This is a genomic window from Mycobacterium sp. WUMAC-067 (genome assembly GCF_020217485.1).
Classification (GTDB): Bacteria; Actinomycetota; Actinomycetes; order Mycobacteriales; family Mycobacteriaceae; genus Mycobacterium.
The window spans coordinates 1-25,581 of sequence record NZ_JAEKMI010000055.1 but is presented as its reverse complement, the minus strand read 5'-3'; the positions used below and the strand labels follow the sequence as shown (position 1 = coordinate 25,581).

Annotated in this window: 23 protein-coding genes; 8 read left to right on the top strand and 15 right to left on the bottom strand. The window is 69.3% G+C overall.

What is annotated here, in order from left to right; all coding sequences use genetic code 11:
- Nucleotides 1–78: 78 nt before the first annotated feature.
- Both hisS and JF781_RS24290 read right to left on the bottom strand, forming a co-directional pair.
- Nucleotides 79–1,341 (bottom strand): histidine--tRNA ligase, encoded by a 1,263-nt coding sequence (gene hisS, locus JF781_RS24295; RefSeq protein WP_225330506.1) that lies wholly within the window; start codon nt 1,339–1,341, stop codon nt 79–81.
- A 3-nt stretch (nt 1,342–1,344) separates the two neighbouring features.
- The gene (locus JF781_RS24290; RefSeq protein ID WP_225330507.1) at nt 1,345–2,001 is read right to left on the bottom strand and encodes an MBL fold metallo-hydrolase; all 657 of its coding nucleotides are present in this window, start codon (nt 1,999–2,001) and stop codon (nt 1,345–1,347) included.
- Between the two features lie 119 nt (nt 2,002–2,120).
- Here JF781_RS24290 and JF781_RS24285 point away from each other — a divergent pair, with 119 nt between their 5' ends.
- Nucleotides 2,121–3,014 (top strand): peptidylprolyl isomerase, encoded by an 894-nt coding sequence (locus JF781_RS24285; RefSeq protein ID WP_225330505.1) that lies wholly within the window; start codon nt 2,121–2,123, stop codon nt 3,012–3,014.
- 23 nt (nt 3,015–3,037) lie between these two features.
- Here the strand turns inward: JF781_RS24285 and JF781_RS24280 are convergent, their stop codons facing one another.
- The 6 genes from JF781_RS24280 to yajC form a co-directional block, all read right to left on the bottom strand.
- Nucleotides 3,038–5,416 (bottom strand): bifunctional (p)ppGpp synthetase/guanosine-3',5'-bis(diphosphate) 3'-pyrophosphohydrolase, encoded by a 2,379-nt coding sequence (locus JF781_RS24280; protein WP_225330504.1) that lies wholly within the window; start codon nt 5,414–5,416, stop codon nt 3,038–3,040.
- Between the two features lie 122 nt (nt 5,417–5,538).
- Nucleotides 5,539–6,081 (bottom strand): adenine phosphoribosyltransferase, encoded by a 543-nt coding sequence (locus tag JF781_RS24275; protein ID WP_225330503.1) that lies wholly within the window; start codon nt 6,079–6,081, stop codon nt 5,539–5,541.
- A gap of 7 nt (nt 6,082–6,088) precedes the next feature.
- Nucleotides 6,089–7,783: an ABC transporter substrate-binding protein gene (locus JF781_RS24270; RefSeq protein WP_225330502.1), complete on the bottom strand. Its 1,695-nt coding sequence runs from the start codon at nt 7,781–7,783 to the stop codon at nt 6,089–6,091.
- A 5-nt stretch (nt 7,784–7,788) separates the two neighbouring features.
- On the bottom strand, nt 7,789–9,084 hold the full coding sequence (gene secF / locus JF781_RS24265) for a protein translocase subunit SecF (protein WP_225330501.1): 1,296 nt from the start codon (nt 9,082–9,084) through the stop codon (nt 7,789–7,791).
- A 4-nt stretch (nt 9,085–9,088) separates the two neighbouring features.
- Nucleotides 9,089–10,885: a protein translocase subunit SecD gene (gene secD, locus JF781_RS24260; RefSeq protein ID WP_225341319.1), complete on the bottom strand. Its 1,797-nt coding sequence runs from the start codon at nt 10,883–10,885 to the stop codon at nt 9,089–9,091.
- 112 nt (nt 10,886–10,997) lie between these two features.
- Nucleotides 10,998–11,324 carry a preprotein translocase subunit YajC gene (yajC, locus tag JF781_RS24255; protein ID WP_225330366.1) on the bottom strand — a complete coding sequence of 109 codons (327 nt, stop codon included), beginning with the start codon at nt 11,322–11,324 and terminating at the stop codon, nt 10,998–11,000.
- A gap of 238 nt (nt 11,325–11,562) precedes the next feature.
- Here yajC and gabT point away from each other — a divergent pair, with 238 nt between their 5' ends.
- Both gabT and car read left to right on the top strand, forming a co-directional pair.
- Nucleotides 11,563–12,903: a 4-aminobutyrate--2-oxoglutarate transaminase gene (gabT, locus tag JF781_RS24250; RefSeq protein ID WP_225330367.1), complete on the top strand. Its 1,341-nt coding sequence runs from the start codon at nt 11,563–11,565 to the stop codon at nt 12,901–12,903.
- 141 nt (nt 12,904–13,044) lie between these two features.
- Nucleotides 13,045–16,569, top strand: coding sequence for a carboxylic acid reductase (car, locus tag JF781_RS24245; protein WP_225330368.1), 3,525 nt, complete (start codon nt 13,045–13,047; stop codon nt 16,567–16,569).
- 64 nt (nt 16,570–16,633) lie between these two features.
- Here the strand turns inward: car and JF781_RS24240 are convergent, their stop codons facing one another.
- The 6 genes from JF781_RS24240 to ruvC all read right to left on the bottom strand — a co-directional run bounded on the left by JF781_RS24240 (nt 16,634) and on the right by ruvC (nt 20,918).
- On the bottom strand, nt 16,634–17,326 hold the full coding sequence (locus JF781_RS24240) for a hypothetical protein (RefSeq protein ID WP_225330369.1): 693 nt from the start codon (nt 17,324–17,326) through the stop codon (nt 16,634–16,636).
- A 132-nt stretch (nt 17,327–17,458) separates the two neighbouring features.
- On the bottom strand, nt 17,459–17,842 hold the full coding sequence (locus JF781_RS24235; RefSeq protein WP_225330379.1) for a DUF1304 domain-containing protein: 384 nt from the start codon (nt 17,840–17,842) through the stop codon (nt 17,459–17,461).
- Nucleotides 17,843–17,944: 102 nt separating this feature from the next.
- On the bottom strand, nt 17,945–18,622 hold the full coding sequence (locus JF781_RS24230; protein ID WP_225330370.1) for a hypothetical protein: 678 nt from the start codon (nt 18,620–18,622) through the stop codon (nt 17,945–17,947).
- A 93-nt stretch (nt 18,623–18,715) separates the two neighbouring features.
- On the bottom strand, nt 18,716–19,771 hold the full coding sequence (ruvB, locus tag JF781_RS24225; RefSeq protein WP_225330371.1) for a Holliday junction branch migration DNA helicase RuvB: 1,056 nt from the start codon (nt 19,769–19,771) through the stop codon (nt 18,716–18,718).
- The gene (gene ruvA, locus JF781_RS24220; protein WP_225330372.1) at nt 19,768–20,367 is read right to left on the bottom strand and encodes a Holliday junction branch migration protein RuvA; all 600 of its coding nucleotides are present in this window, start codon (nt 20,365–20,367) and stop codon (nt 19,768–19,770) included. Before ruvA ends, ruvB begins: the two co-directional genes overlap by 4 nt.
- A complete protein-coding gene (gene ruvC, locus JF781_RS24215) occupies nt 20,364–20,918 on the bottom strand; it encodes a crossover junction endodeoxyribonuclease RuvC (RefSeq protein WP_225330373.1) in 555 nt (184 codons plus the stop codon). The genes ruvA and ruvC overlap by 4 nt, the downstream gene beginning before the upstream one ends.
- 193 nt (nt 20,919–21,111) lie before the next feature.
- Here ruvC and JF781_RS24210 point away from each other — a divergent pair, with 193 nt between their 5' ends.
- Genes JF781_RS24210 through JF781_RS24190 form a run of 5 tightly spaced genes read left to right on the top strand, consistent with a single transcriptional unit; the run spans nt 21,112 to nt 24,741 of the window.
- Nucleotides 21,112–21,723 carry a DUF4178 domain-containing protein gene (locus JF781_RS24210; RefSeq protein WP_225330374.1) on the top strand — a complete coding sequence of 204 codons (612 nt, stop codon included), beginning with the start codon at nt 21,112–21,114 and terminating at the stop codon, nt 21,721–21,723.
- A gap of 19 nt (nt 21,724–21,742) precedes the next feature.
- Nucleotides 21,743–22,258, top strand: coding sequence for a DUF2617 family protein (locus JF781_RS24205; protein ID WP_225330375.1), 516 nt, complete (start codon nt 21,743–21,745; stop codon nt 22,256–22,258).
- Entirely contained in the window at nt 22,255–22,686 is a 432-nt protein-coding gene (locus JF781_RS24200) for a DUF4247 domain-containing protein (protein ID WP_225330376.1), read from the top strand. The genes JF781_RS24205 and JF781_RS24200 overlap by 4 nt, the downstream gene beginning before the upstream one ends.
- A gap of 25 nt (nt 22,687–22,711) precedes the next feature.
- On the top strand, nt 22,712–23,167 hold the full coding sequence (locus JF781_RS24195; RefSeq protein ID WP_225330377.1) for a DUF350 domain-containing protein: 456 nt from the start codon (nt 22,712–22,714) through the stop codon (nt 23,165–23,167).
- Nucleotides 23,164–24,741: a polyamine aminopropyltransferase gene (locus JF781_RS24190; protein WP_225330378.1), complete on the top strand. Its 1,578-nt coding sequence runs from the start codon at nt 23,164–23,166 to the stop codon at nt 24,739–24,741. Before JF781_RS24195 ends, JF781_RS24190 begins: the two co-directional genes overlap by 4 nt.
- Here the strand turns inward: JF781_RS24190 and JF781_RS24185 are convergent, their stop codons facing one another.
- Nucleotides 24,742–25,497 carry a YebC/PmpR family DNA-binding transcriptional regulator gene (locus JF781_RS24185; protein WP_064936653.1) on the bottom strand — a complete coding sequence of 252 codons (756 nt, stop codon included), beginning with the start codon at nt 25,495–25,497 and terminating at the stop codon, nt 24,742–24,744.
- Between the last annotated feature and the right edge of the window lie 84 nt (nt 25,498–25,581).

The following is a 25,581-nucleotide window of genomic DNA, read 5'->3' as shown; positions in this document are numbered from 1 at the left end:
CGTTCATCGAACATGCGTTCGAGTATGCCACGCGGGTCCGACAAAAATCTGGCGCGGCCGTCGAGCCTCCGAAACGGGCTACCGACCCAGTCGCGCAAGCACGTCGGCGACAACGGACTCCGAAGCGACGGCTGACTGCTCCCCCGTCCCGAGGTCCTTCACCCCGACGGTGCCGGCCTCGATATCGCGGTCGCCCAGCACCAGGGCGACCCGGGCGCCCGACCGGTCGGCCGCGCGCATCGCGCCCTTGAGCCCGCGGTCGCCGTAGGCCAGGTCGACGCGCACCCCGGCGGCCCGCAGCTGACCGGCCAGCACCGCCAACCGCAGCTTGGCCTGCTCGCTCAGCGGCACGCCGAAGACCTCGCAGCGCGCCGCCGACCCCACGCTCTTGCCCTCGGCCCGCAGCGCCAACAGCGTCCGGTCCACGCCGAGCCCAAACCCGATGCCGGACAGGTCTTGTCCGCCGAGCTCGCGCATCAGGCCGTCGTAACGGCCGCCGCCCCCGATTCCGGATTGCGCGCCCAGCCCGTCGTGCACGAACTCGAAGGTGGTCTTGGTGTAGTAGTCCAGCCCGCGCACCATGCGCGGGTTGATGACGTAGGGCACCGAGAGCGCATCCAGGTGTGCCAGCACCGTGTCGAAGTGCTGCTTTGCCGCATCGGACAGGTGATCGAGCAGCACCGGCGCATCGGCCGTCATGGTTTTCACCTGCGGGCGTTTGTCGTCGAGCACCCGCAACGGGTTGATCTCGGCGCGGCGGCGCGTCTCCTCGTCAAGCGGGAGGCCAAACAGGAACTCCTGCAACAGTTCTCGATACGCCGGTCGGCAGCTGTCGTCTCCCAGCGAGGTGATCTCGAGCCGGAACCCGTCGAGCCCCAGGGAGCGGAACCCGGCGTCGGCGACGGCGATGACCTCGGCATCGAGGGCCGGATCGTCCACGCCGATCGCCTCCACGCCGACCTGTTGCAGCTGACGATAACGGCCGGCCTGCGGGCGTTCGTAGCGGAAAAACGGTCCCGCATAACAGAGTTTGACCGGCAACGCGCCGCGGTCCAGGCCGTGTTCGATGACCGCGCGCACCACGCCGGCGGTCCCCTCGGGCCGCAGCGTCACCGAGCGGTCGCCGCGGTCGGCGAACGTGTACATCTCCTTGGACACCACGTCGGTGGATTCGCCGACGCCGCGGGCGAACAGGGCGGTGTCCTCGAAAATGGGCAGCTCGATATCGCCGTAACCGGCGCGGCGGGCGGTGCCGAGCAGTCCGTCGCGCACCGCCACGAACTGCGCCGAGTCCGGCGGGACGTAGTCGGGCACGCCCTTGGGCGCAGCAAATTCCGCCACGGGCTACAGGCCTTCGAGGAAGGGGTTGAGGCGCCGCTCGGCGCCGATGGTGGTGGAGCTGCCGTGCCCGGGCAGCACCACCGTCGCGTCGTCGAGCACCAGGAGCTTGTCGACGATCGAGGTCAGCAAGTCGCGGCCGCTGCCGCCGAACAGGTCGGTGCGCCCCACCGAACGCTCGAACAGGGTGTCCCCGGTGAACACGACATCCTTGTCCCCCGTCACTCGGAACACCACCGATCCACGGGTGTGCCCGGGGGTGTGGTCGACGTTGACCGTCACGCTGCCCAGGTCGAGCTTGTCGCCGTCGCGGTCGAGCTCGACGACCTGCTTGGGCTCCCGCCAGAACGCGCCCGCCACCAGCTGCGCCAGGCGCGGGCCCAGGCCGTAGATCGGGTCTTTGAGCATGAACCTGTCCTCGGGATGGATGTAGGTCGGGCAACCGTAGGTGTCGGAGACCTTCTGCGCCGACCACATGTGGTCGATGTGCCCGTGGGTCAGGAGCACGGCGGCGGGCGTCAGCCGGTTCTCGTCCAAGATGCGCCGCAGCGGGGCCATCGCCCGCTGACCCGGATCCACGATCACGGCGTCCGTTCCCGGCCGCTCGGCCAGCACGTAGCAGTTGCACTGCAACATGCCGGCGGGAAATCCGGTGATCAACACGGTTCCCATTTTCCCATGGGGCCCACTTGACACGAGTCGCGGCGCCCACATTAGCCTGAGCTGGCCACCTCACGGGTTTCAGAGGCTCCGACTTCACCAAGCATGGAGGCATAGCGGCCGTGCCGACCAACGAACAACGACGTGCCAACGCCAAGCGCAAGCTCGAACGCCAGCTGGAGCGGCGCGCGAAGCAAGCCAAGACGCGCCGGATCGTGCTGATTGCTGCCGGCTCGATCGTGGCCGTCGCCGTGGTCGTGGCGGTCGTCCTGACGATCGTCAACACCAAGCACGAACACAAGAGCAACACCGCGGCGTCGACGACACCCAGCAGCAGTTCGCCGGAGTCCACGACGCCCGCCGGGCCGGCGCCGTCCGCCCCGCCGTTGCCGGCGTTCAAGCCGTCGGCCGAGGTGGGCGCCAACTGTCAATACCCGGCAACGCCGGAGCCGGCGGCCAAGCAGGTCAAGCCGCCGCGCACCGGCAAGGTGCCGACCGATCCGGCGCAGGTGAGCGTGAGCATGGTGACCAACCAGGGCCACATCGGCCTGATGCTGGCCAACAACGAATCACCTTGCACGGTCAACAGTTTCGCGAGCCTGGTCGGCCAGAAGTACTTCGACAACACCAAGTGTCACCGGCTGACCACCTCGCCGGGGCTGGGCGTCTTGCAGTGCGGCGACCCCAAGGGCGAGGGCACCGGCGGCCCGGGCTACCAATTCGCCAACGAGTACCCGACCGACCAGTACCCGCCGAATGACCCGAAGGCGCAGCAGCCCGTCCTCTACCCGCGCGGCACCCTGGCCATGGCCAACGCCGGGCCCGGCACCAACGGCAGCCAATTCTTCATGGTGTACAAGGACTCCCAGCTGCCGCCGCAGTACACCGTGTTCGGCACCATCCAGCCCGACGGGCTGGCCACCCTGGACAAGATCGCGAAGGCCGGCGTCGCCGGCGGCGGCGAGGACGGGGCACCCGCCAGCGAGGTCACCATCACCTCGGTGCTGCTCGACTGAGTCCCGACCAGGACCGGAAGAGCTCAGGCCGCGGACGTCACGCGGTAGACGTCATAGACGCCCTCGACGTTGCGCACCACGTTGAGGAGGTGGCCGAGGTGCTTGGGGTCACCCATCTCAAAGGTGAACCGGCTGATGGCAACTCGATCACCGGACGTGGTCACCGAGGCGGACAGGATGTTGACCTTCTCGTCGGCCAGCACGCGCGTGACGTCCGACAGCAGGCGGTGCCGGTCGAGCGCCTCGACCTGAATGGCCACCAGGAACACCGACGACGGTGACGGCGCCCAATGCACCTCGATGATGCGCTCGGACTGCTGTTGCAGCGAGGCGGCGTTGGTGCAGTCGGTGCGGTGCACGCTGACGCCGCCGCCGCGGGTGACGAACCCCATGATCTGGTCGCCGGGCACCGGCGTGCAGCACTTCGCCAGCTTGGTCAGCACGCCCGGCGCGCCCGGGACCGAGACCCCGACGTCGTCGCTGCTGCGGGGGCGCCGCAGCATGGTCGTGGGGGTGGACCGTTCGGCGAGGTCCTCTTCGGCCTGGTCGATGCCGCCGATTTCGGCCAGCAGCCGCTGCACGACGTGCCGGGCCGACACGTGCCCCTCACCGATCGCGGTGTAGAGGGCGGACACGTCGAGGTAGTGCAGCTCGCGCGCCACCGCGGACAGGGTTTCGCCATTGACCAAGCGCTGCAACGGAAGTCCGCCGCGACGCACCTCGCGGGCCATGGCGTCCTTGCCGGCCTCCAGCGCCTCCTCGCGGCGCTCCTTGGCGAACCACTGCCGGATCTTGGCCTTGGCGCGCGGTGACACCACGAACTGCTGCCAGTCCCGCGACGGCCCGGCGTTGGCCGCCTTCGAGGTGAAAACCTCGACGACTTCGCCGTTTTCGAGCTTGCGTTCCAGCGCCACCAGGCGCCCGTTGACCCGGGCGCCGATGCAGCGGTGGCCGACCTCGGTGTGCACGGCGTAGGCGAAGTCCACCGGGGTCGAACCGGTCGGCAGGGTAATGACGTCGCCCTTGGGGGTGAAGACGAAAATCTCTTGTACCGCAAGGTCATACCGCAACGACTCGAGGAATTCGCCGGGGTCGGCGGCCTCCCGTTGCCAGTCGAGCAGCTGGCGCATCCACGCCATGTCGTCGATCTCGGCGGCGGCGTGCGGATGCGGAACACCGTTGCGGCCCTTGGCCTCCTTGTAGCGCCAGTGCGCGGCGATGCCGTATTCGGCGGTGCGGTGCATGTCGCGGGTGCGGATCTGCACCTCCAGCGGCTTGCCCTCGGGCCCGACGACGGTGGTGTGCAGCGACTGGTAGACGCCGTACCGGGGCTGGGCGATGTAATCCTTGAACCGGCCGGCCATCGGCTGCCACAGCGAATGCACCACGCCCACAGCGGCATAGCAGTCCCGGATCTCGTCACACAGGATGCGGATGCCGACCAGGTCGTGGATGTCGTCGAAGTCCCGGCCCTTGACGATCATCTTCTGGTAGATCGACCAGTAGTGCTTGGGGCGGCCCTCCACCGTCGCCTTGATCTTCGACGCGCCCAACGTGCTGACGATCTCGGCGCGGACCTTCGCCAGGTAGGTGTCCCGCGACGGCGCGCGCCCGGCGACCAGCCGGACGATCTCCTCGTACTTCTTGGGATGCAGGATCGCGAACGACAGGTCTTCCAATTCCCACTTGACGCTGGCCATACCCAGCCGATGCGCAAGGGGCGCAATGACTTCCAACGTCTCGCGGGCCTTGCGGGCCTGCTTCTCCGGCGGCAGGAACCGCATGGTGCGCATGTTGTGCAGCCGGTCGGCGACCTTGATCACCAACACGCGGGGATCGCGCGCCATCGCGGTGATCATCTTGCGGATCGTCTCGCCCTCGGCGGCGCTGCCCAGCACCACCCGATCCAGCTTCGTCACGCCGTCGACGAGATGGCCCACCTCTTCCCCGAACTCCTCGCTCAAGGCGTCCAGGGTGTAGCCGGTGTCCTCGACCGTGTCGTGCAACAGGGCGGCCACCAAAGTGGTGGTGTCCATGCCCAATTCGGCCAGGATGGTGGCCACGGCCAGCGGGTGGGTGATGTAGGGGTCGCCGGAATGCCGCAACTGGGTGGCGTGACGCTGGTCGGCGACCTCGAAGGCGCGCTGCAGCAGCGACACGTTCGCCTTCGGGTAGATCTCCCGGTGCACCGCCACCAGCGGTTCGAGCACCGGGTTGAGCGTGCTGCGCTGCGCGGTCATCCGCCGGGCCAGCCGCGCCCGGACCCGCCGCGACGCGCTGCTGGACGTCTTCAGGGATTCCGTCGGCGGCTCCGGGGCCTCCATCGGCTGCGTGATGGCTGGCGACTCCGTGACGTTGGTGGGCGCGTCGAGCGCTTGCGCCGCGCTGTTGTCATCCGCCACGTGTGGTCACCTCCGAATTCGAGGATACGTCCTCCCGAATCAAGTGCCCGGCTCCTTCTTGCGCCGCTCCGCGGCTGGGAGGTACCCCCGTCGCGGCGCGCATCGTCGCCGGGCGGCGAGCGCTACTCGCAAGTCAGGCTGTGCACCGGCAATGGCGCGACGGCATCCCGGCCGCCCAGCCCGCCGAGTTCGAACAGCACCACCGCCGCCACCACGTTCGCCCCGGCGCGCTTGAGCAGCCGGGCCGAGGCGGCCAGGGTGCCGCCGGTGGCCAGCACGTCATCGACGATCACGATGTCGCGTCCGCGCAGGTCGATGCCCTCGCCGGGGATCTCCAACGTCGCGGTGCCGTATTCCAGGTCGTACCGCTCGGCGTGCACCGGCGGCGGCAGTTTCCCGGCCTTGCGGATGGCCAGCACGCCCGTGTGCAGCCGGTCGGCGACGGCCGCGGCCACCAGAAATCCCCGGGCCTCGATGCCGGCCACCAGATCGGCGCCCGACGCGAGCTCGGCCACCGCGCCGGTGATCGCCGTCATCGCCGTCGCGTCGGCGAACACCGGGGTGAGGTCCTTGAACTGGATCCCCGGCTTGGGGAAGTCAGCCACCTTGCGCGTCAGCGACGCGATGAGCTCCGCCACGGGCGTCCGCCCGCCGACATTCGTCACGGCAACCTCACTGCACCAGGGCCCATCGGTCCATGTTCCAGCCCACGCCCCAACGGGTCGGATTGTTGCTCACCGCGTACATCTTCTTCGACATCAGCAACGTGCGCTGCTGCCGGTACAGGGGCAGGGTGGGCATGTCGCCCCACAGTATGGGCGCGGTTTCGGCCAGCAGCCGGACCCGCTCGGCGGCGTCGGCCGACACCGCCAGCGCCCCGATCGCGCTGTCGACCTGCGGATTGGTGTATCCGGACAGGTTGTTGCCGTTGCCGGTGTGCAGGGCGTAGGCGTCCAGCGCCGAGGAGCCCGTCGAACCGCTGCCGGTCGCGCCGCCCGTGCTGGCCAGCAGCGCGTCGATCTTGCCGTCCCTCAGCGCCTGCGGGCCCGAGGTGTCCAGGGTGACGCCGGTGACCGTGATCCCGGCCGCGGCGCACGATTTGGTGATGACGCCGACATTGACCGCGAGCCGCGCGTTCGGCCCCTGGTAGCCGATCCGCACCGCCAGCGGCGCACCGCCCAGCGCGTTGCGCGCGGCGACCGGATCCGCCTTGCCGAACGGGCCGGCCTCGGCGGCCCCGTCGGCGGCGGTGACGGCGTCATCGCGGGCCGGGCTCAGGCGTGAATTGGCGATCGGTGTCCCCGCGTCGTGGGCCAGCGCGTCGCGCGGCGTGCACAGCGCGACGGCCCGGCGCGCCTTGGGCGCCGACAGCGGGCCCTGCGGCGCGAAGATCAGCTGCTCGATGCCGTCCGACGGCGCATCGGAGCGCTCGTAGTTGTCCGGCGTGGCCAGCGTTCCCGAGGAACCCGCGGCGACGTCGACGACGTCGACGGTGCGGTTGTTGACCCGGTCCTGGATGTCGGGCCCCTGCGGCCACACCGTGATCCGCTTGGTGACGGCCCTGGGCCCCCACCACCGGTCGTTGGCGACGAGCACCACCGCCCCGCCCTCCAAGATGGATCCGATTTTGTAGGGCCCCGACGACGGGAAGCGCTTGAGGTCGACACCCGGTTTGAGGTCCCAGGTGGTGTTCCACAGCTTCGCGATCTGTTGCACCAGCGGCGCGTTGTGGCTGAGCAGCGCCGCGGTCACGTCGACGTTGAGCTGGTCGGCGATGACGTGCGACGGCATCAGCGAGGTCGCGGTGAACAGCTCGTTGTAGTCGACGACGCCGCGGTCCGGGACGAACGACACCCGCGCCTTCTTTTGCCCGGGGATGCACTCGACGTTGGCGATGTCGATATAACCGCCCTGGGTGGCCGCAGTGAATTCCGGGAAGCGGCCGGACTGGGCCGCCCACGCGAGCACGATGTCGTCACAGGTCAACGGCTTGCCGTCGGAGTAGACGGCGTTGTCGGCGATCTGATAGTCCAGCACCAGCGGCGTGCCGCCGACCACCGACACCGTGCCGAAGTCGCGGTCGGCGACGATTTGCCCGCCCGGGCCGTGGTAGCTGAACCCGGTGAGCGTGCGGGCGAAAGCCTGCGCTCCGGCCGAGGCGGCGCCGACGACGGTGTTGGTGTTGTAGGTGTTCAGCGGGCCGTCGACCACGTAATCGACCTCGGAGGCGGCGCTACCGGCGCACGCGGTCACCACGAAAGCCGCGGCCAGCACCACCGCCAGCCCGGCGCTGATCCACAGCGCGATGTTCCGCCGGCCGGTTAGCACGCCACGATCGGCCCCAGTTCCCCGGTACCTGGTGGCCATCGCGTCTACCGCCGGCCGACGTTCCGCTTGCCGGTGGGACGGCGGGTCCCGGTCGGCCGCACGGGACGGGCACCCGGCGCGGGCTTGCTCGGCGCGGGCTTGGACGGCTCGGTCGGCTTCGACGCCGATTCGCCGGCGGTCGCCTTGGCGTCCTCGGCGGTCTCGTCGGCGTCGTTCACGTCCGGGGCGTTCTCGGCGCCCGCGCGCGACGCGCCAGCCCGCCGGCGCAGGACGCGGCGGGTGTGGGTGCGCACCAGCTCGGTGCGTTCGCGCATGCTGACCAGCAGCGGCGTGGCGAAGAAGATCGAGGAGTAGGTGCCGACGATGATGCCGATCAGCTGCACCAGCGCCAGGTCCTTCAGGGTGCCGACGCCCAGCAGCCACACCGCCACCACCATCAGCGCCAGCACCGGCAGCACCCCGATGAGACTGGTGTTGATGGACCGCATGAACGTCTGGTTGATCGCCAGGTTGGCCTCTTCGGCGAAGGTGCGCTTGGGTTTGTGCTGGAAGCCGTGGGTGTTCTCCTCGACCTTGTCGAACACGATGACGGTGTCGTAGAGGGAGAAACCGAGGATCGTCAGCAGGCCGATGACGGTGGCCGGGGTGACCTCGAAACCCACCAGCGAGTACACGCCGGCCGTGACGGCCAGGTCGAAGAACATCGCCGCGATCGCTGCCAGTGTCATGTACCGCTCGTAGCGGACCGTGATGTACACGCCGACCAGCGCCAGGAAGACCACAAGGGCGAACAGCGCCTTCATGGTGATCTGGTCACCCCAGGTCTCGGAGACCGCCGAGTCGCTGATGGCCTGCTTGCTGGGCTTGCCGTCGGGGCCTTTGGGTCCGAACGCGTCGAACAACGCGTTGCGCAGCTTGGTCGTCTGGTCGTTGGACAGCGTCTCGGAGCGAATCTGCACGGTCGCCGCGGCGCCGTTGCCGACGACGACGACCGATTCCGCGTCGTTGCCGAGGGTCTTGTGGAACACCTCCTGGACTTGGGAGGTGCGCACCACGCCGTTCGCCCCGTTGGCGGGCATCGACACCGTCGTACCGCCGTTGAAGTCGATGCCGAAGCTGAAGCCCCGCAACACGATGGACAGGAGCGCGATCGCGACGATCGCGCCGCTGATGCCGAACCACAACCGCCGCCGTCCGACCACCTCGAACGCACCGGTGCCGGTGTAGAGGCGCGACAGGAAGCTGTGCTGCGGCGCCCCGGCGGTGCCGGCGGCGCTGTCGGTCAATTCGGTTGTGCCCTCCGAGGTTTCGGTGATCTCGGTCGCGTCTTTGGAGGCCATCACGTTATCCCTGTCCCGTCTTCACCTGCGACGAACCCCGGCGTTCGCGGGCGACCTGCTGGATTGCGCCCAAGCCGTTGTATGCGGGTTTCGCCAACGTCGGTGACTTGGAGGCCAGGTAGACCAGCGGCCAGGTCACCAGGAACACCACCACCAGGTCGAGGATCGTGGTGAGGCCCAACGTGAATGCGAAGCCCTTCACCTGACCGATCGCCAGCGCGTACAGCACGGCGGCGGCCAGGAAGGTGACCGCGTTACCGGAGACGATCGTCTTACGCGCCCGCGACCAGCCTCGGGGCACCGCCGACCGGAACGAACGCCCTTCGCGGATCTCGTCTTTGATGCGTTCGAAGAAGACGACGAACGAGTCGGCGGTGGTACCGATACCGATGATCAGACCCGCGATGCCCGCCAGGTCGAGGGTGTAGTTGATCTGACGGCCCAGAATCACCAGGATCGCGAAAACCATTGCGCCCGAAGCGCCCAGCGACAGCGCCGTGAGCAGTCCCAGCACCCGGTAGTAGAGCAGCGAGTACAGCAGCACCAGGACCAGCCCGATCGCGCCGGCGATCAGCCCCGCGCGCAGCGAGGTCAAACCCAGTGTCGCCGAGACGGTTTGGGCCTCCGAGGCTTCGAACGACAGCGGCAGCGAACCGTATTTCAGGACGTTGGCCAGCTGCTTGGCGGTTGCCGCGGTGAACGGCGGGTCGCCACCGCTGATCTGGGTGCGGCCGCCGGGGATGGCTTCCTGGATCATCGGGGCGCTGACGACCTGTGAGTCCAGCGTGAACGCGGTCTGGGTGCCGATATGGGCGGCGGTGAAGTCCGCCCAGGTGTTCGCCGCGGCGGACTTGAACTGAAGGTCGACGACGTAGCCGATCCCGCGCTGGTTCTGGCTGGAGGTGGCGTCCTGGATCTGGTCACCGCTGATGATCGAGGGGCCCAGCAGGTAGGCCACCTTGTGATCGGTCGAGCAGGTGATCAATGGCTGGGCGGGGTCGTCGTTGCCGGCCAGGATGTCTTCTTTGTCGCAGCGCGTCGCCTGGAACTGCAGCGCCAGGAACTGAATGCCCTGCCGGGTGCTCTGGCGCCACTTCTTCTCATCGGCGATGCGGTCGGCGAGGTCCTTGCGCGGATCCGGTGGCGCGGGCGCCTCGGCGGGCGGGGGCGCCTCCCCGGCCGGGGCCGGAGCGGGCGCCGGGGCGCCCGGGGCGGGCGCGGGACTGGGCGACGGCGGCGGGTCCTGCGGGTAGGGCCGGGGCTGAGCGCCCGGCTTGCCGCCCGGCGCGGGCTGTCCCGCCGGGGGTGGAGCCGGTTGCTCCGGTTCCCCGGGCGCGGGCTGACCGGGTGCCGGTTGGCCGCCTGGCGCCGGCTGGCCGGGGGCCGGCTGGCGCGGCGCGGGCTTGGGCTCGGCGGTTTGGGCCGGCATCGAGTTGAGCACCGGACGGATGTACAGCCGGGCCGTCTGGCCCAGGTTGCGGGCCTCGTTGCCGTCTGTCCCGGGGACCGTGATGATCAGGTTGTCGCCGTCGACGACGACCTCCGACCCGGAGACGCCGAGTCCGTTGACCCGGGCGCCGATGATCTGCTGCGCCTGCGCCAGCGCCTCGCGGCTGGGGCGCGAACCGTCCGGGGTGCGCGCGGTCAGCGTGACGCGGGTGCCGCCCTGCAGGTCGATCCCGAGCTTGGGCGCGGCCCGCTTGTCGCCGGTGAGGAACACCAGCAGGTAGACGCCGATGAGCAACAACAAGAAGACCGACAGGTAGCGGGCAGGGTGCACCGGCGCCGAAGACGATGCCACGTTCCTTCTATCTCCTCGAGAATCGGTTAGTTACCCCGGACAGAGCCTAGAAAAGCCTACGTGGCCCCGAGGAGCCCGTCGCGCAAGCGGTCCTCCCCCGAAGTATTGGGCGTCAGGAATCCTTGGCGACCGAGCCCTCGTCGGCGGAGTCGTCCCCGTCGACCAGATCCTCGTCGTCGTCGGGCAGGACCCGGTCGCGGATCGCCAGCTTCATCCAGGTGGTCACCACGCCGGGGGCGATCTCGAGGTCGACGGCGTCGTCGGTGATCGCGACGACGGTGGCCTGCAGGCCCGACGTGGTGTGCACCCGGTCGCCCGGGCTCAATGACTCGTGCAGGTCGATGGTGGCCTGCATCGCGCGCTTCTGGCGCCGCGACGCGAAGTACATGAACCCGCCCATGATGAGCAGGAACGGCAAAAACAGGATCAAACTCTCCATGGGCGCGCCCGTCTTTCTTCGTGATTCTCGAGGGGTATCGAGGGGTATCGAGGGAATGCAAGGAAAAGGTGCCGGTCCGAATCGGGCGTCGCGCACCTCGTCACGGTCCAGTGTGCCCGTCCAGTCTGGCAGGCCGCGGCCCGTCACCGACCGTCGCGGTGCAACGAGTGCCCGCCGGCGGCAAGCTCGATAGGCTTTCAACGCGGCGTGACACGCGCGCCGCGGGGAGGAGTACGTGGTGGCCAGCCTCGAGCAGACTCGCCAACTGGTCACCGAGATCCCCGGCCCGGTCTCGCTCGAACTGAGCAAGCGCCGGGCGGCGGCGGTGTCGCACGCGGTCAACGTCTCCGTCCCGGTCTTCGTGGCGCGCGCCGGCGGCGGCATCATCGAGGACGTCGACGGCAACCGGCTCATCGACCTCGGTTCCGGCATCGCGGTGACGACCATCGGCAACTCGGCGCCCCGGGTGGTCGACGCGGTGCGCGCGCAGGTCGCCGAGTTCACCCACACCTGCTTCATGGTGACGCCCTACGAGTCGTACGTCGCCGTCGCCGAGACGCTCAACCGGATCACGCCGGGCTCCGGCGAGAAGCGCTCGGTGCTGTTCAACTCCGGCGCCGAGGCCGTCGAGAACGCCGTCAAGGTGGCGCGCGCCTACACCCGCAAGTCCGCGGTGGTGGCGTTCAACCACGCCTACCACGGCCGCACCAACCTGACGATGGCGCTGACCGCCAAGTCCATGCCCTACAAGGCCGGCTTCGGCCCGTTCGCGCCGGAGGTCTACCGGGCGCCGCTGTCCTACCCGTATCGGGACGGCCTGATCGACAAGGAGCTGGCCACCGACGGGGAGAAGGCCGCCGCGCGGGCCATCAGGGTCATCGACAGCCAGATCGGCGCCGACAACCTGGCCGCGCTCATCATCGAGCCGATCCAGGGCGAAGGCGGGTTCATCGTCCCGGCCGAGGGATTCCTGCCCGCCCTGCTGGAGTGGTGCCGCCGGAACAACGTGGTGTTCATCGCCGACGAGGTGCAAACCGGTTTCGCGCGGTCGGGCGCCATGTTCGCCTGCGAGCACGAGGGCATCGAGCCCGACCTGATCTGCACCGCCAAGGCCATCGCCGACGGGCTGCCCCTGTCGGCGATCACCGGCCGGGCCCAGATCATGGACGCACCGCACGTCGGCGGCCTGGGCGGCACGTTCGGCGGAAACCCCCTGGCCTGCGCGGCCGCGCTGGCCACGATCGAGACGATCGAGAGCGACGGGCTGGTCGAACGCGCCCGCCAGCTGGAACGCCTGATCACCGAACCGCTGCTGCGGCTGCAGGCCGGCGACGACCGGATCGGCGACGTCCGCGGCCGGGGCGCCATGATCGCGATCGAACTGGTGAAGTCGGGCACCGCCGAGCCGGACAAGGAATTGACCCAGAAGCTGACCGTCGCCGCCCAGGCGGCCGGCGTCATCGTCTTGACCTGCGGCATGTTCGGCAACATCATCCGGTTGCTGCCGCCGCTGACCATCGGCGACGAGCTGCTGACCGAGGGCATCGAGATCTTGAGCGGGTTGTTGCGCGACCTGTAGGACCCCGGCCCTCGTGGGCAATCTCACATGCACGCCACAGGCCCTATCGTGGTGGAATACCGTTACTTTAGCTAACGTTCTATGTGTCAGCGCGGACAGCGCATATTGACTCGCTAACTTTCATTCGCAAGGGATCTGTTTATGTCGACTGCCATTCATGACGAACAACTCGACCGTCGCATCGAGGAACTCATCGCCACCGACCCCCAGTTCGCCGCCGCCCGGCCGGACCCGGCGATCACCGCCGCCACCGAACGGCCCGGGCTGCGGCTGCCGCAGATCATCCGGACCGTGCTCGACGGCTACGCCGACCGGCCCGCACTGGGGCAGCGCGTCGTGGAGTTCGTGACCGACGTCAAGACCGGACGGACCTCGGCCGAGCTGCTCCCCCGCTTCGAGACCATCACGTACGGCGAACTCGGCGAACGGGTTTCGGCCCTCGGCCGCGCCTGGGCCGGCGACTCGGTGCGCCCCGGCGACCGCGTCTGCGTGCTCGGCTTCAACAGCGTTGACTACGCCACCATCGACATCGCGCTGGGCACCATCGGGGCCGTGTCGGTGCCGCTGCAGACCAGCGCGGCGATCTCGTCGCTGCAGCCGATCGTCGCCGAGACCGAGCCCAGCCTGATCGCCTCGAGCGTCAACCAGCTGGCCGACGCCGTGGAGTTGATCCTGGCCGGCGACCACGCGCCCGGCAGGCTCGTCGTGTTCGACTACCAGCCCCAGGTCGACGACCAGCGCGAGGCCGTGGAGAGCGCCGCCGCCCGGTTGGCCGACACCGGCGTCGCCGTCGAGGCGCTCGCCGACGTGCTGGCGCGCGGCAAGGGCCTGGCGCCCGTCGCCGAGCAGGAGACCGACGAGGACTCGCTGGCCCTGCTGATCTACACCTCCGGCAGCACCGGCGCCCCCAAGGGCGCGATGTACCCGCAGAGCAACGTCGGCAAGATGTGGCGGCGCGGCAGCAAGAACTGGTTCGGCGAGAGCGCCGCGTCGATCACCCTCAACTTCATGCCGATGAGCCACGTCATGGGGCGCGGAATCCTCTACGGCACGTTGGGCAATGGCGGCACCGCGTACTTCGCCGCCCGCAGCGACCTGTCCACCCTGCTCGAGGACCTCGAGTTGGTGCGGCCCACCGAGATGAACTTCGTCCCCCGCATCTGGGAGACGCTGTATGGCGAATTCCAGCGCCAGGTCGAGCGGCGGCTGGCCGACGGCGCAGACCGCGAAGCCGTCGAGGCGCAGGTGATGGCCGAACAGCGCCAGTACCTGCTGGGCGGGCGGTTCATCTTCGCGATGACGGGCTCGGCACCCACCTCGCCGGAGCTCAAGGCGTGGGCCGAGTCGCTGCTGCAGATGCACCTGATGGACGGCTACGGCTCCACCGAGGCCGGAATGGTGTTGTTCGACGGGGAGATTCAGCGTCCGCCGGTCATCGACTACAAGCTGGTCGACGTTCCGGATCTGGGCTACTTCAGCACCGACCGCCCGCATCCGCGCGGTGAGCTGTTGCTGCGCACCGAGAACATGTTCCCCGGCTACTACAAGCGGGCCGAGACCACCGCCAACGTGTTCGACGACGACGGCTACTACCGCACCGGTGACGTGTTCGCCGAGATCGCTCCGGACCGGCTGGTGTACGTCGACCGCCGCAACAACGTGCTCAAGCTCGCGCAGGGCGAGTTCGTCACCCTGGCCAAGCTGGAGGCGGTGTTCGGCAACAGCCCGCTGATCCGTCAGATCTACGTCTACGGCAACAGCGCCCAGCCCTACCTGCTGGCCGTGGTGGTGCCGACCGAGGAAGCGTTGGCGGACAACGACCTTGAGTCGCTCAAGCCGAAGATCGCCGACTCGCTGCAGAAGGTCGCCAAAGAGACCGGCCTGCAGTCCTACGAGGTGCCGCGCGACTTCATCATCGAGACCACGCCGTTCACGCTGGAAAACGGTCTGCTGACCGGGATTCGCAAGCTGGCGTGGCCGAAGCTCAAGGCGCACTACGGGGAACAGCTCGAGCAGATGTACGCCGACCTGGCCGCGGGGCAGGCCAACGAGTTGGCCGAACTGCGCCGCAGCGGAGCCGAAGCGCCGGTGCTGCAGACCGTGAGCCGGGCCGCCGCCGCCATGCTCGGGGCGGCGACCAGCGACCTGTCCCCCGATTCCCACTTCACCGATCTTGGTGGAGACTCGTTGTCGGCGTTGACCTTTGGCAACCTGCTGCGCGAGATCTTCGATGTCGACGTGCCGGTGGGTGTCATCGTCAGCCCGGCCAACGACCTCGCTGCCATCGCCAGCTACATCGAGGCCGAGCGGCAGGGCTCCAAGCGGCCGACGTTCGCCGCCGTGCACGGTCGCGGCGCGACCACGGTGCACGCCAGTGACCTCACGCTGGACAAGTTCCTCGACGAGGCGACCCTGGCCGCCGCGCCGAGCCTGCCCAAGCCGGCCACCGAGGTGCGCACGGTGCTGTTGACCGGCGCGACCGGCTTTTTGGGCCGCTACCTGGCGCTGGACTGGCTCGAGCGCATGGACATGGTCGACGGCAAGGTCATCGCCCTGGTGCGGGCCCGCACGGATGAAGAGGCCCGCGCCCGGCTGGACAAGACCTTCGGCGTCGGCTCTCCTCAAGGCGACCCCAAACTGCTGGCGCACTACCAGCAGCTGGCCGCCGACCACCTGGAGGTCATCGCGGGCGACAAGGGTGAGGCCAACCTCGGCCTGGACCAGCAGACCTGGCAGCGACTGGCCGACGAGGTCGACGTCATCGTCGACCCCGCCGCGCTGGTCAACCACGTGCTGCCGTACAGCGAGCTGTTCGGGCCCAACGCCCTGGGTACCGCGGAGCTGATCCGGATCGCGCTGACGTCCAGGCAAAAGCCGTACACGTACGTGTCGACGATCGGCGTGGGCGACCAGATCCCACCCGGCAAGTTCGTCGAGAACGGCGACATCCGGCAGATCAGCGCCACCCGCGCGATCAACGACGGCTACGCCAACGGCTACGGCAACAGCAAGTGGGCCGGCGAGGTGCTGCTGCGCGAGGCGCACGACCTGTGCGGCCTGCCCGTCTCGGTGTTCCGCTGCGACATGATCCTGGCCGACACCACCTACGCCGGGCAGCTCAACCTGCCGGACATGTTCACCCGGCTGATGCTGAGCCTGGTCGCCACCGGTATCGCGCCCGGGTCGTTCTACGAGCTCGACGCCGACGGCAACCGGCAGCGGTCGCACTACGACGGCCTGCCGGTCGAGTTCATCGCCGCGGCGATCTCGACGCTGGGGACGCAAATCACCGACAGCGACACCGGCTTCCAGACGTACCACGTGATGAACCCGTACGACGACGGCATCGGGCTGGACGAGTACATCGATTGGCTGATCGAGGCCGGGTATTCGATCGAGCGCATCGCCGATTACTCCGAGTGGCTGCGGCGGTTCGAGACGTCGCTGCGGGCCCTGCCGGATCGGCAGCGTCAGTACTCGCTGCTGCCCCTGCTGCACAACTACCAGAAGCCGGAAAAGCCGATCAACGGCTCGATGGCACCCACCGACGTGTTCCGTGCGGCGGTGCAGGAAGCGAAAATCGGCCCCGACAAAGACATCCCGCATGTGTCGGCGCCGGTCATCGTCAAGTACATCACCGACCTGGAGTTGCTCGGACTGCTCTGAGGTCAGCCGAACAGCAAGTCGCCCAGCCCTTTTGGGGCTGGGCGACCTGTTTCGGTGTACTGACCTACTGCTGCGGGTGCGGCCACCGCAAATACGCGGCGTTACCCCCAGATCCCGCACCTGCGCGGTGGCGGCGCCATCCCCGCTTTGGTTCGGGGTCAGACGACGCGCGCGGCTTGGTCAGCGCACCCGAGGAGACCTCGGCCGGCTGCTCGTAAACCGAATCCCGATACGGCTCGACGGCCGGTGTGCCTGAGGACGCCGGCGCCGACGGCTGCACGTCGCGCGCCAGGCGTACGGCGGTGCGTGCCAGCACGACACCGCCCACGAAGATGATCAGCGCGCCCAGGCCCGAGAAGTAGGTGACCTCGAGCACCGCGCGCTTGCGGTCGGTTGCGGCGATCGGGTCGCCGGCGGAGCCGATTCCCAGCAGCGGGGCGACATCGCCACCCACGACGAACCAGGCGCCGGCCAGCACGGCCAGCCACCCGCCCAACATCGCGGCGACGCGGTTGCCGGCAACGATCAGCAGCAGGCCGCCGACCGCGGTGGCCGCTCCCGGCGCGACTTCCAGCCAGCCCCGGGCCGAGCTCCATGCCCAGTTTCGGTCCGGCGTGTATGCGAAGTTGAAGTGTGGACCGACAAACGGTATTAACGCCCCCCAAGCTCCCAGAATGACCAGGAGCAATCCGCTGACCGCGCCTCGCGAGCGCGGCATGCTCAGCCCGCGGGTTCGGCCGTCTTCTGCGTATTTCATGACATCCCCTCGTTGAATACCGGGCCTATTTCCGGCTCGAGATGGGTACCCGGCGACTTCCACTAGTAACCCACGCGGCAAACGAAAGCCAACCGCTGGCGGTGATTATTGTGGCTGGTGAGACTGGTGTTACTACTGAAGGCCGAGCAACAACAGCACGATCGCCATCGCCGGGAAGGTGCCCTGGGCGAGCGCCGCGCGCCCCTTGTCGGGTGCGGACACCAGCAGCACCACCGCGGCCGCGGCCATCGATCCGATGCCGGCGAAAACCAGTCCCGCGCCAACATCGGTGTGCCCCAAGGCAATTACAGCGATGCCGACGACGGTGACGATGGCGAGGAACAAATTGTAGAAACCTTGGTTGAAGGCGAGCAGCTTGGTGGTCTCGGCTTCCGCGGGGGTGGTGCCGAACGTTGCGCGGGTGCGTGGCGAGGTCCAGGTCAACGATTCCATCACGAAGATGTAGACGTGCAGTAACGCCGCCAGTGCGGCGAACAGCAGCGCGGTCGTGATCATCGCGTCCTCCTCGCCGGTCACGGTTGCTCGCACTACCTTGGCGCAAAACGGCACCGGAAGCCAAGGGCTCCCGGTGCCGTTTCGCGTTGCCGGCTAAGCGGACTAAGCGGCGTGGTGATGGCGGTGGAACAAACCGCCGCCGGTGCGCCGATGGAACAAGCCACCACCGCCGCGCTCCCGGGCCGCGGGCTCGGCCGCCACCGCGTCCGTCCGTGCGCCCGTCTCGTCATACATGGCCGGTTGCCCCGCCGGCACGGCATCGCCTGCCATGGGCGCCGGTTGGGTCATCACGACGTCGCGCGCGTGCCGAACCGCCAGCCGCGCCACGGCCGCGCCACCCAGGAAGACGATCAGCGCACCCAGGCCGGTGAAGTAGGTGACCTCGAGCAGGGCTCGTTTCAGGTCCGTCGAGGCGGCACCCGGCTGACCGACGCTCCCGATGCCCAGCGTCGGCGCGAACGCGCGGCCGACCACGAACCAGGCGCCGCCCAGGACCGCCAGCCAGCCACCGAACACGGCGTTGGCGCGATTGCCGGAGAGGAGCACCAGCAGGCCACCGACCGCCGCGGCCACCCCGGGGAGCACCTCCAGCCAGCCTTTTGCCGCCGTCCACGTCCATGCCGGGTCCGCGGCGTACGCCCAATCGATGTTGGGACCGAAGAACGGCACCAACGCACCCCACGCACCCAAAAGGATCAGGAGTAACCCGGTCAGCGCGCCGCGGGTACGCGGCATGTACAGCGCGCGAGGGCGTTCGTAGTCGTGGCGCCTGTTCCTCATCTTCAGTCTCCTTCACGAGGCGTGATACCTGTGAGGTTGGTTACCCACCGCGCCACGATGTAACCGGATGGGGCCCGCGCGATCGTTTGCTGGCTACTCGAACAGGCCGGGCTGCCCGAGACCGGCGGCCCCGGCGGGCGGCACCATGCCGAGGTGCGTCCACGCCTGGGCGGTGGCCACCCGGCCACGCGGAGTCCGGGCCACCATGCCGGCGCGGACCAGGAACGGCTCGCACACCTCCTCGACGGTGGTGGCCTCCTCGCCAACCGCCACCGCCAGCGTCGACACCCCGACCGGGCCGCCACCGAAGCTGCGGGTCAGCGCCGAGAGCACCGCCCGGTCCAGCCGATCCAGACCCAGTTCGTCGACGTCGTAGACCGCCAGCGCGGACTTGGCGACGTCGCGGGTGATCACGCCGTCGGCGCGCACCTCGGCGAAGTCCCGCACCCGGCGCAACAGCCGGTTGGCGATCCGCGGCGTGCCGCGCGAGCGGCGCGCGATCTCCTCGGCCGCATCACCGCCGAGTTCGATTCCCAGGATCCCGGCGGAGCGGGCCAGCACCCGCTCCAGCTCGGGGGGCTCGTAGAAGTCCATGTGCGCGGTGAAGCCGAACCGATCCCGCAGCGGGCCGGTCAGCGCGCCGGAACGGGTGGTCGCGCCGACCAGGGTGAACGGCGCCACCTCCAGCGGGATCGACGTCGCGCCGGGGCCCTTGCCGACGACCACGTCCACCCGGAAGTCCTCCATCGCCAGGTAGAGCATCTCCTCGGCGGGCCGCGCGATGCGGTGGATCTCGTCGATGAACAACACGTCGTGCTCGACCAGATTGGACAGCATCGCCGCCAGGTCCCCGGCGCGCTCCAGCGCGGGCCCGGACGTCAGCCGCAACGAGGATCCGAGCTCGGCCGCGATGATCATCGCCAGCGACGTCTTGCCCAGCCCCGGCGGGCCGGACAGCAGGATGTGATCCGGTGTGCCGCCGCGGTTTTTGGCCCCCTCGATGACCAGTTGCAGCTGTTCGCGCACCCGCGGCTGGCCGATGAACTCCCGCAGCGAGCGGGGCCGCAGGCTGACGTCGACGTCGCCCTCGCCGGGGGCCAGCGCGCCGGAGACGTCCCGGTCGGACCAGTCTTCCTCAGTGGGGGTCATCGAGACTTACCCAGCAGCGACAGGGCGGCGCGCAGCGCACCGGAGGTGGTCGCGTCCTGCTCGGCGGCCAGCACCTTGTCGGTGGCCTCCTCGGCCTGCTTGACGGCGAAGCCGAGGCCGACCAGGGCCTCCACCACCGGCCCGCGTATCGCGTGGCCGTTGAGACCGGTGGCCACGGACGCCGCGCCGGCGCCGGCCGCGCCCACCTTGTCCCGCAGCTCCAGGACCATCCGTTCGGCGCTGCGTTTGCCGATCCCGGGCACCCGGGTCAGCGCGGTGACGTCGCCGTCATGCAGCGCCTGGCGCAGCGCGCCGGCGTCGTGCACGGCCAGGGTCGCCATCGCCAGCCGGGGCCCGACCCCCGACACCGACAGCAGGGTCAAAAACAGGTCGCGGGTGTCGGTGTCGGTGAAGCCGTACAGCGTCATCGAATCCTCGCGGACGATCATCGCCGTGATCAGCCGCGCCTCGGTCCCGGTCCGCAGCGTGGACAGCGTCGACGGCGTCGCGTTCACCCGGTAGCCGACACCGGCGGCCTCGATCACCACATGATCGAGCGCCACCTCGAGCACCTCGCCGCGCACCGCGGCGATCATCGGGCGGCCTTCAGCTTGGCCCGGTACTTCTGCCGCTGCTCGGCGGCCAGCGCCTCGGCCGCCGCCATCCGGGCGATCATCGGCGCCCGCCAGCAGTGACAAATCGCCAGCGCGAGCGCGTCGGCGGCGTCCGCCGGCGTCGGTTTCGCTTGCAGCGCAAGGATTCTGGTGACCATCGCAGTAACCTGGGCCTTGTCGGCAGCGCCGTTGCCGGTGACCGCGGCCTTGACCTCGCTGGGGGTGTGGAAGTGCACGTCGACGCCCCGCTTGGCCGCCGCCAGCGCGACCACGCCGCCGGCCTGGGCGGTGCCCATCACCGTCGACACGTTCAGCTGGGAGAACACCCGCTCGATAGCCACGACGTCCGGCTGGTGGGTGGCCAGCCAATGCTCGACGGCGTCACTGATCTTCAGCAGCCGCTCGGCGAGCGGCGCGTCCGACGGGGTGCGCACCACGTCGACGTCGAGCGCGACGACGCTGCGCCCACGCCCGCTCTCGACGACCGACAACCCGCACCGGGTCAGGCCGGGGTCGACGCCCATCACCCGCATTACCCGCTCCCACCTAGTAGAACAGCTGTTCGATACCCTAGCGGCCGGCACCGACGCGCCCCGGGTGCGACACGCGGCGGCCACCCCGATTCCAGGCCGATTCCGGGCCGGGAGGTTACCGCGCCGGACCCGCGAAAAAGCTGTTAGCTTTAGCCCACGTTCGCTCAAGCATTGTGGCAACGGGAGGCTGCGCGTGGGATCTCTGCTGGTCATGCTCGCCATCGTGCTGTTCATCGCGTCGATCGTGGTGCTCGTCATCGCTTTGCGCCGCCCCAAGCGGCCGGCGCAGAGCGCCGGGCGCCCGGATCCGCTCGCGTCGGACGCGATGCCGCAGTTCGGGCCCCGCCAGCTCGGCCCCGGCGCCATCGTCAGCTACGGCGGCACCGACTACATCGTGCGCGGGTCGGTCACCTTCCGCGAGGGACCGTTCGTGTGGTGGGAACACCTGCTCGAGGGCGGCGAGCAGCCGATCTGGTTCAGCGTCGAAGAGGACGACGGACGGCTGGAACTGGCGATGTGGATCACCCGCAAGGACGTGCCGCTGCGGCCCGGCGATCCCTACGTCGTCGACGGCGTGATGTTTCACGAAACCGAACGCGGCCGCGCCTCCTACACGACCGAAGGCACCACCGGGCTGCCGGCCGGCGGCGAGATGGAATTCGTCGACTGCACCAGCGACGACGAGACGGTCCTGCTCTCCTTCGAGCGCTGGGCCGCGGACATGCCCTGGGAGGTGTCGACGGGAAAGTCCGTGTCCCCCGGCGAACTCACCGTCTACGCGGCTCCCCCGCCCAGCCCCGCCTAACGCGCGCGAGGTCAGGCCGGTGCCCCTTCATCAGCTCGCCGTGACCCCGGCGGACGTATCCGGGGAGCGGCTGGGACTCGCGCTCAACGCGCCGGTCCCCCCGCCGCTGGCCGCCTGCCGCCTCGAGCACCCGGGCGGCGCGGGGGCGTTGCTGCTCGGGGTGCTCGGCGCGTCGCACGTCGTCGCGGTCGAGCACGCCGCGGGCCGGTTCTCCGAGGAAATCTCTTGCACGGCACGCAATCTCGGGGCGGCCCTGCCCGAGAGCACCGACGCGCCCGGCTACCACCTGCAATCGGTCACCGACACCCGCGACGAGGCGGCCTTCCGCCGCCTCGCGCACGAGCTGCGGGGCCGCTGCGCCCGACGGGCGGGCTGGCTCGGCGGCACGTTCCCGGGCGACGACGCCGCGCTGACCGTGCTGGCCGCCGAGCCCGACGGCGCCGGATGGCGTTGGCAGACATGGCATCTGTACCCGGGGCGTCCGCCCGGCTCCGGCGGGACGGTGGTTCACACCGCGAGCCGGTGGCAACCGTGAGCCGAACCCGCCTGTTCGTGATCGCCGGTCTGCTGGCGGCCGGCGCCGTGGTGTGCCTGATCACCGGAATCATCTTGCTGCAGAAGAACATTGCGTCGTACGTCGCGGGCCACTATCACGAGTACGCCCACGACGTGAACGGCACGCGCTACCAGTGCACGGGATCGCCACGACAGGCGGCCGACGCGCTCGCCGCGTATGCGCACCCCGAGGCGCGCGCCGACAACGGCAACACCGAATACCTGCGTTATGCCAACGACATCGTGGTCGTCGGCCCCGACGGCAACTACCCGTGCAGCATCCGCGTCGAGCCGCTGAGCGCCGGCTACAGCCACGGCGCGTTCATCTTCCTCGGCCCCGGATTCACCCCCGGCTCCCCGTCGGGTGGTTCCGGAGGCAGCCCCGGCGGCCCGGGCGGAACCAAGTGATGGCACCACCGCAAAGGAGACAACCATGTACCTCGCCGTCGAGATCGGAACCGTCGACCTCAATCCCGTCCTGAAAGGCGCGGTCGCGACGATCCTGTACTTCGTCGTCGGCATGGCCGTCCTGCTCGTCGGGTTCTACGTGGTCGACGTGCTGACCCCGGGCAAGCTGCGCCAGCTGGTGTTCATCGACCGCCGCCCGAACGCCGTGATCGTCGCGGGCGCGATGTACATCGCGCTGACCGTCGTCATCATCACCGCGATCGCCAACAGCTACAGCCAGCTGGGGCAGGGACTCCTCGGCGTGGCGGTGTACGGGTTGATGGGCGTGATCCTGCTCGGGATCGCGCTGCTCACAATGCATCTGCTGATACCGGGGAGTTTCCATGAGCACATCGACGAGCAGGTGCTGCATCCCGGCTCGTTCGCGGTGGCCCTGATACTGCTCGCCGTCGGAGGGGTGACCGCCGCGGCGGTGTCATGAGCTCCGTCGACGTGGCCACGCCCCCGGCGGCGCCGTCCGCGGCGGCGTCGGGGCGGTGGCGGGCGCTGCTGTTGGCCGCCGTGGCGGCGTGCGCGGCCTGCGGCCTCATCTATGAACTCGCGCTGCTGACGTTGTCGGCCAGCCTCGACGGCGGCGGCATCGTCGCCACCTCACTGATCGTCGCGGGCTACATCGCCGCGCTGGGCGTGGGCGCCCTGCTGGTCAAACCGCTGCTGGCGCATGCGGCGATCACCTTCATCGCGGTGGAGGCGGCCCTCGGCGTCATCGGCGGGCTGTCCGCGGCGGCCCTGTACATGGTGTTCGCGTTCCTGGACGGCGCGGTCGGTTCGACGTGGGTGCTGGCGGTGAGCACGGCCCTGATCGGTGGCCTGGTCGGCGCCGAGGTGCCGCTGTTGATGACGCTGCTGCAGAGCGGGCGGGTGGCGGGTGCAGCCGACGCCGGGCGCACGCTTGCCAACCTCAACGCCGCCGATTACCTCGGCGCGCTGCTGGGCGGGCTGGTCTGGCCGTTCCTGCTGCTGCCGCAGCTGGGGATGATTCGCGGCGCGGCGGTCACCGGCATGATCAACCTGGCGGCGGCGGCCGTCGTCGCCATTTTCCTGCTGCGCCAAGTGGTTTCGACGCGCCAACTGCTGCTGGCGCTGTGCGCGCTGGCCGCCGCGCTGGGGCTGCTCGCCACCCTGTTGCTGCGTTCGGCCGACGTCGAAACCACAAGCCGGCAAAGGCTTTACGCCGATCCGATCGTCGCGTATCGGCACACGCCCTACCAGGAGATCGTGGTGACGCGGCGCGGCAACGACACCCGCCTGTACCTCGACGGCGGGCTGCAATTCTCCACCCGGGACGAATACCGCTACACCGAAAGCCTCGCGTACCCCGCGGTCGGGAAGGGTGCGCGTTCGGTGCTGGTGCTCGGCGGCGGCGACGGCCTGGTGGCTCGCGAATTGCTGCGCCAGCCCGGCATTTCCAAGATCGTGCAGGTCGAGCTCGACCCCGCGGTGATCGACGTCGCGCGCACCACGCTGCGCGGCGCCAACGCCGGTTCATTGGACAACCCGCGGGTAAGCGTGGTGACGCAGGACGCGATGAACTGGTTGCGCGGACCCGACATCGACCGGTTCGATGCGATCATCGTCGACCTTCCCGATCCCGACACACCCGTGCTGGGCCGGCTGTATTCGACCGAGTTCTACGCGCTGGCCGCCCGGGCGCTGGCCCCCGGCGGGCTGATGGCGGTGCAGGCGGGCAGCCCCTTTTCCACCCCGACGGCCTACTGGCGCACGGTGTCGACGATCCGGGCGGCGGGCTACGCCGTCACGCCGTATCACGTGCACGTGCCGACGTTCGGCGACTGGGGATTCGCCCTGGCGCAGCGCGCCGACACCGCGCCCACACCGACGGTGCCGCCCGACGCTCCCCCGCTACGTTTTCTCAACCAGCGGGTGCTCGAGGCGGCCGGCGTGTTCTCCGGCGACATCGCGCCGCGGCCCGTGGAGCCGTCGACCCTGGACAATCCGCGCATCGTCGAGGACATGCGGCACGGGTACGAGTAGTCAGTCCTCGTCGAGAGCGGCGAGCACCTCGTCGGACAGGTCGACGTTGGTCCACACGTTCTGCACGTCGTCGCTGTCTTCCAGCGCGTCGACGAGCTTGAACACCTTGCGCGCGCCCTCGACGTCAACCGGCACGCTGACCGACGGCTGAAAGCTCGCCTCGGCGGATTCGTAGTCGATGCCGGCGTCCTGCAGCGCGGTGCGCACCGCGACCAGGTCGGTCGGCTCGGAGATGATCTCGAAGCTCTCGCCGAGGTCGTTGACGTCCTCGGCGCCGGCGTCGAGCACCGCGGTCAGCACGTCGTCCTCGGTCAGGCCGTTCTTTTCGAGGGTGACGACGCCCTTGCGGGTGAACAGGTAGGACACCGAGCCGGGGTCGGCCATGTTGCCGCCGTTGCGGGTCACCGCCACCCGGACCTCGCCGGCCGCCCGGTTGCGGTTGTCGGTCAGGCACTCGATCAGGACCGCGACGCCGTTGGGCCCGTAGCCCTCGTACATGATCGTCTGGTAGTCGGCCCCGCCCGCTTCCTCGCCGGCGCCCCGCTTGCGGGCCCGCTCGATGTTGTCGTTGGGCACCGACGTCTTCTTCGCCTTCTGGATGGCGTCATACAGCGTCGGGTTGCCGGCCGGGTCACCGCCCCCGGTGCGGGCGGCGACCTCGATGTTCTTGATCAGCCGGGCGAACTCCTTGCCGCGGCGCGCGTCCTTGACGGCCTTTTGGTGCTTGGTGGTGGCCCACTTGGAATGGCCGCTCATCGGTGTCTCTTACCTCTTCTATGTCTGGAAAGTTCGCCAGACGAGTCTACGTGGCCCGCGAGACTGCAACTGCCGACGGCTCCA

Coding starts and splice junctions, on each gene's coding strand:
- JF781_RS24270 (WP_225330502.1), bottom strand. CDS start 7,783: ATGGCCACCAGGTACCGGGGAACTGGGGCCGATCGTGGCGTGCTAACC.
- secF (WP_225330501.1), bottom strand. CDS start 9,084: ATGGCCTCCAAAGACGCGACCGAGATCACCGAAACCTCGGAGGGCACA.
- yajC (WP_225330366.1), bottom strand. CDS start 11,324: ATGGAGAGTTTGATCCTGTTTTTGCCGTTCCTGCTCATCATGGGCGGG.
- car (WP_225330368.1), top strand. CDS start 13,045: ATGTCGACTGCCATTCATGACGAACAACTCGACCGTCGCATCGAGGAA.
- JF781_RS24240 (WP_225330369.1), bottom strand. CDS start 17,326: ATGAAATACGCAGAAGACGGCCGAACCCGCGGGCTGAGCATGCCGCGC.
- JF781_RS24235 (WP_225330379.1), bottom strand. CDS start 17,842: ATGATCACGACCGCGCTGCTGTTCGCCGCACTGGCGGCGTTACTGCAC.
- JF781_RS24230 (WP_225330370.1), bottom strand. CDS start 18,622: ATGAGGAACAGGCGCCACGACTACGAACGCCCTCGCGCGCTGTACATG.
- ruvB (WP_225330371.1), bottom strand. CDS start 19,771: ATGACCCCCACTGAGGAAGACTGGTCCGACCGGGACGTCTCCGGCGCG.
- ruvA (WP_225330372.1), bottom strand. CDS start 20,367: ATGATCGCCGCGGTGCGCGGCGAGGTGCTCGAGGTGGCGCTCGATCAT.
- ruvC (WP_225330373.1), bottom strand. CDS start 20,918: ATGCGGGTGATGGGCGTCGACCCCGGCCTGACCCGGTGCGGGTTGTCG.
- JF781_RS24195 (WP_225330377.1), top strand. CDS start 22,712: ATGTACCTCGCCGTCGAGATCGGAACCGTCGACCTCAATCCCGTCCTG.
- JF781_RS24190 (WP_225330378.1), top strand. CDS start 23,164: ATGAGCTCCGTCGACGTGGCCACGCCCCCGGCGGCGCCGTCCGCGGCG.
- JF781_RS24185 (WP_064936653.1), bottom strand. CDS start 25,497: ATGAGCGGCCATTCCAAGTGGGCCACCACCAAGCACCAAAAGGCCGTC.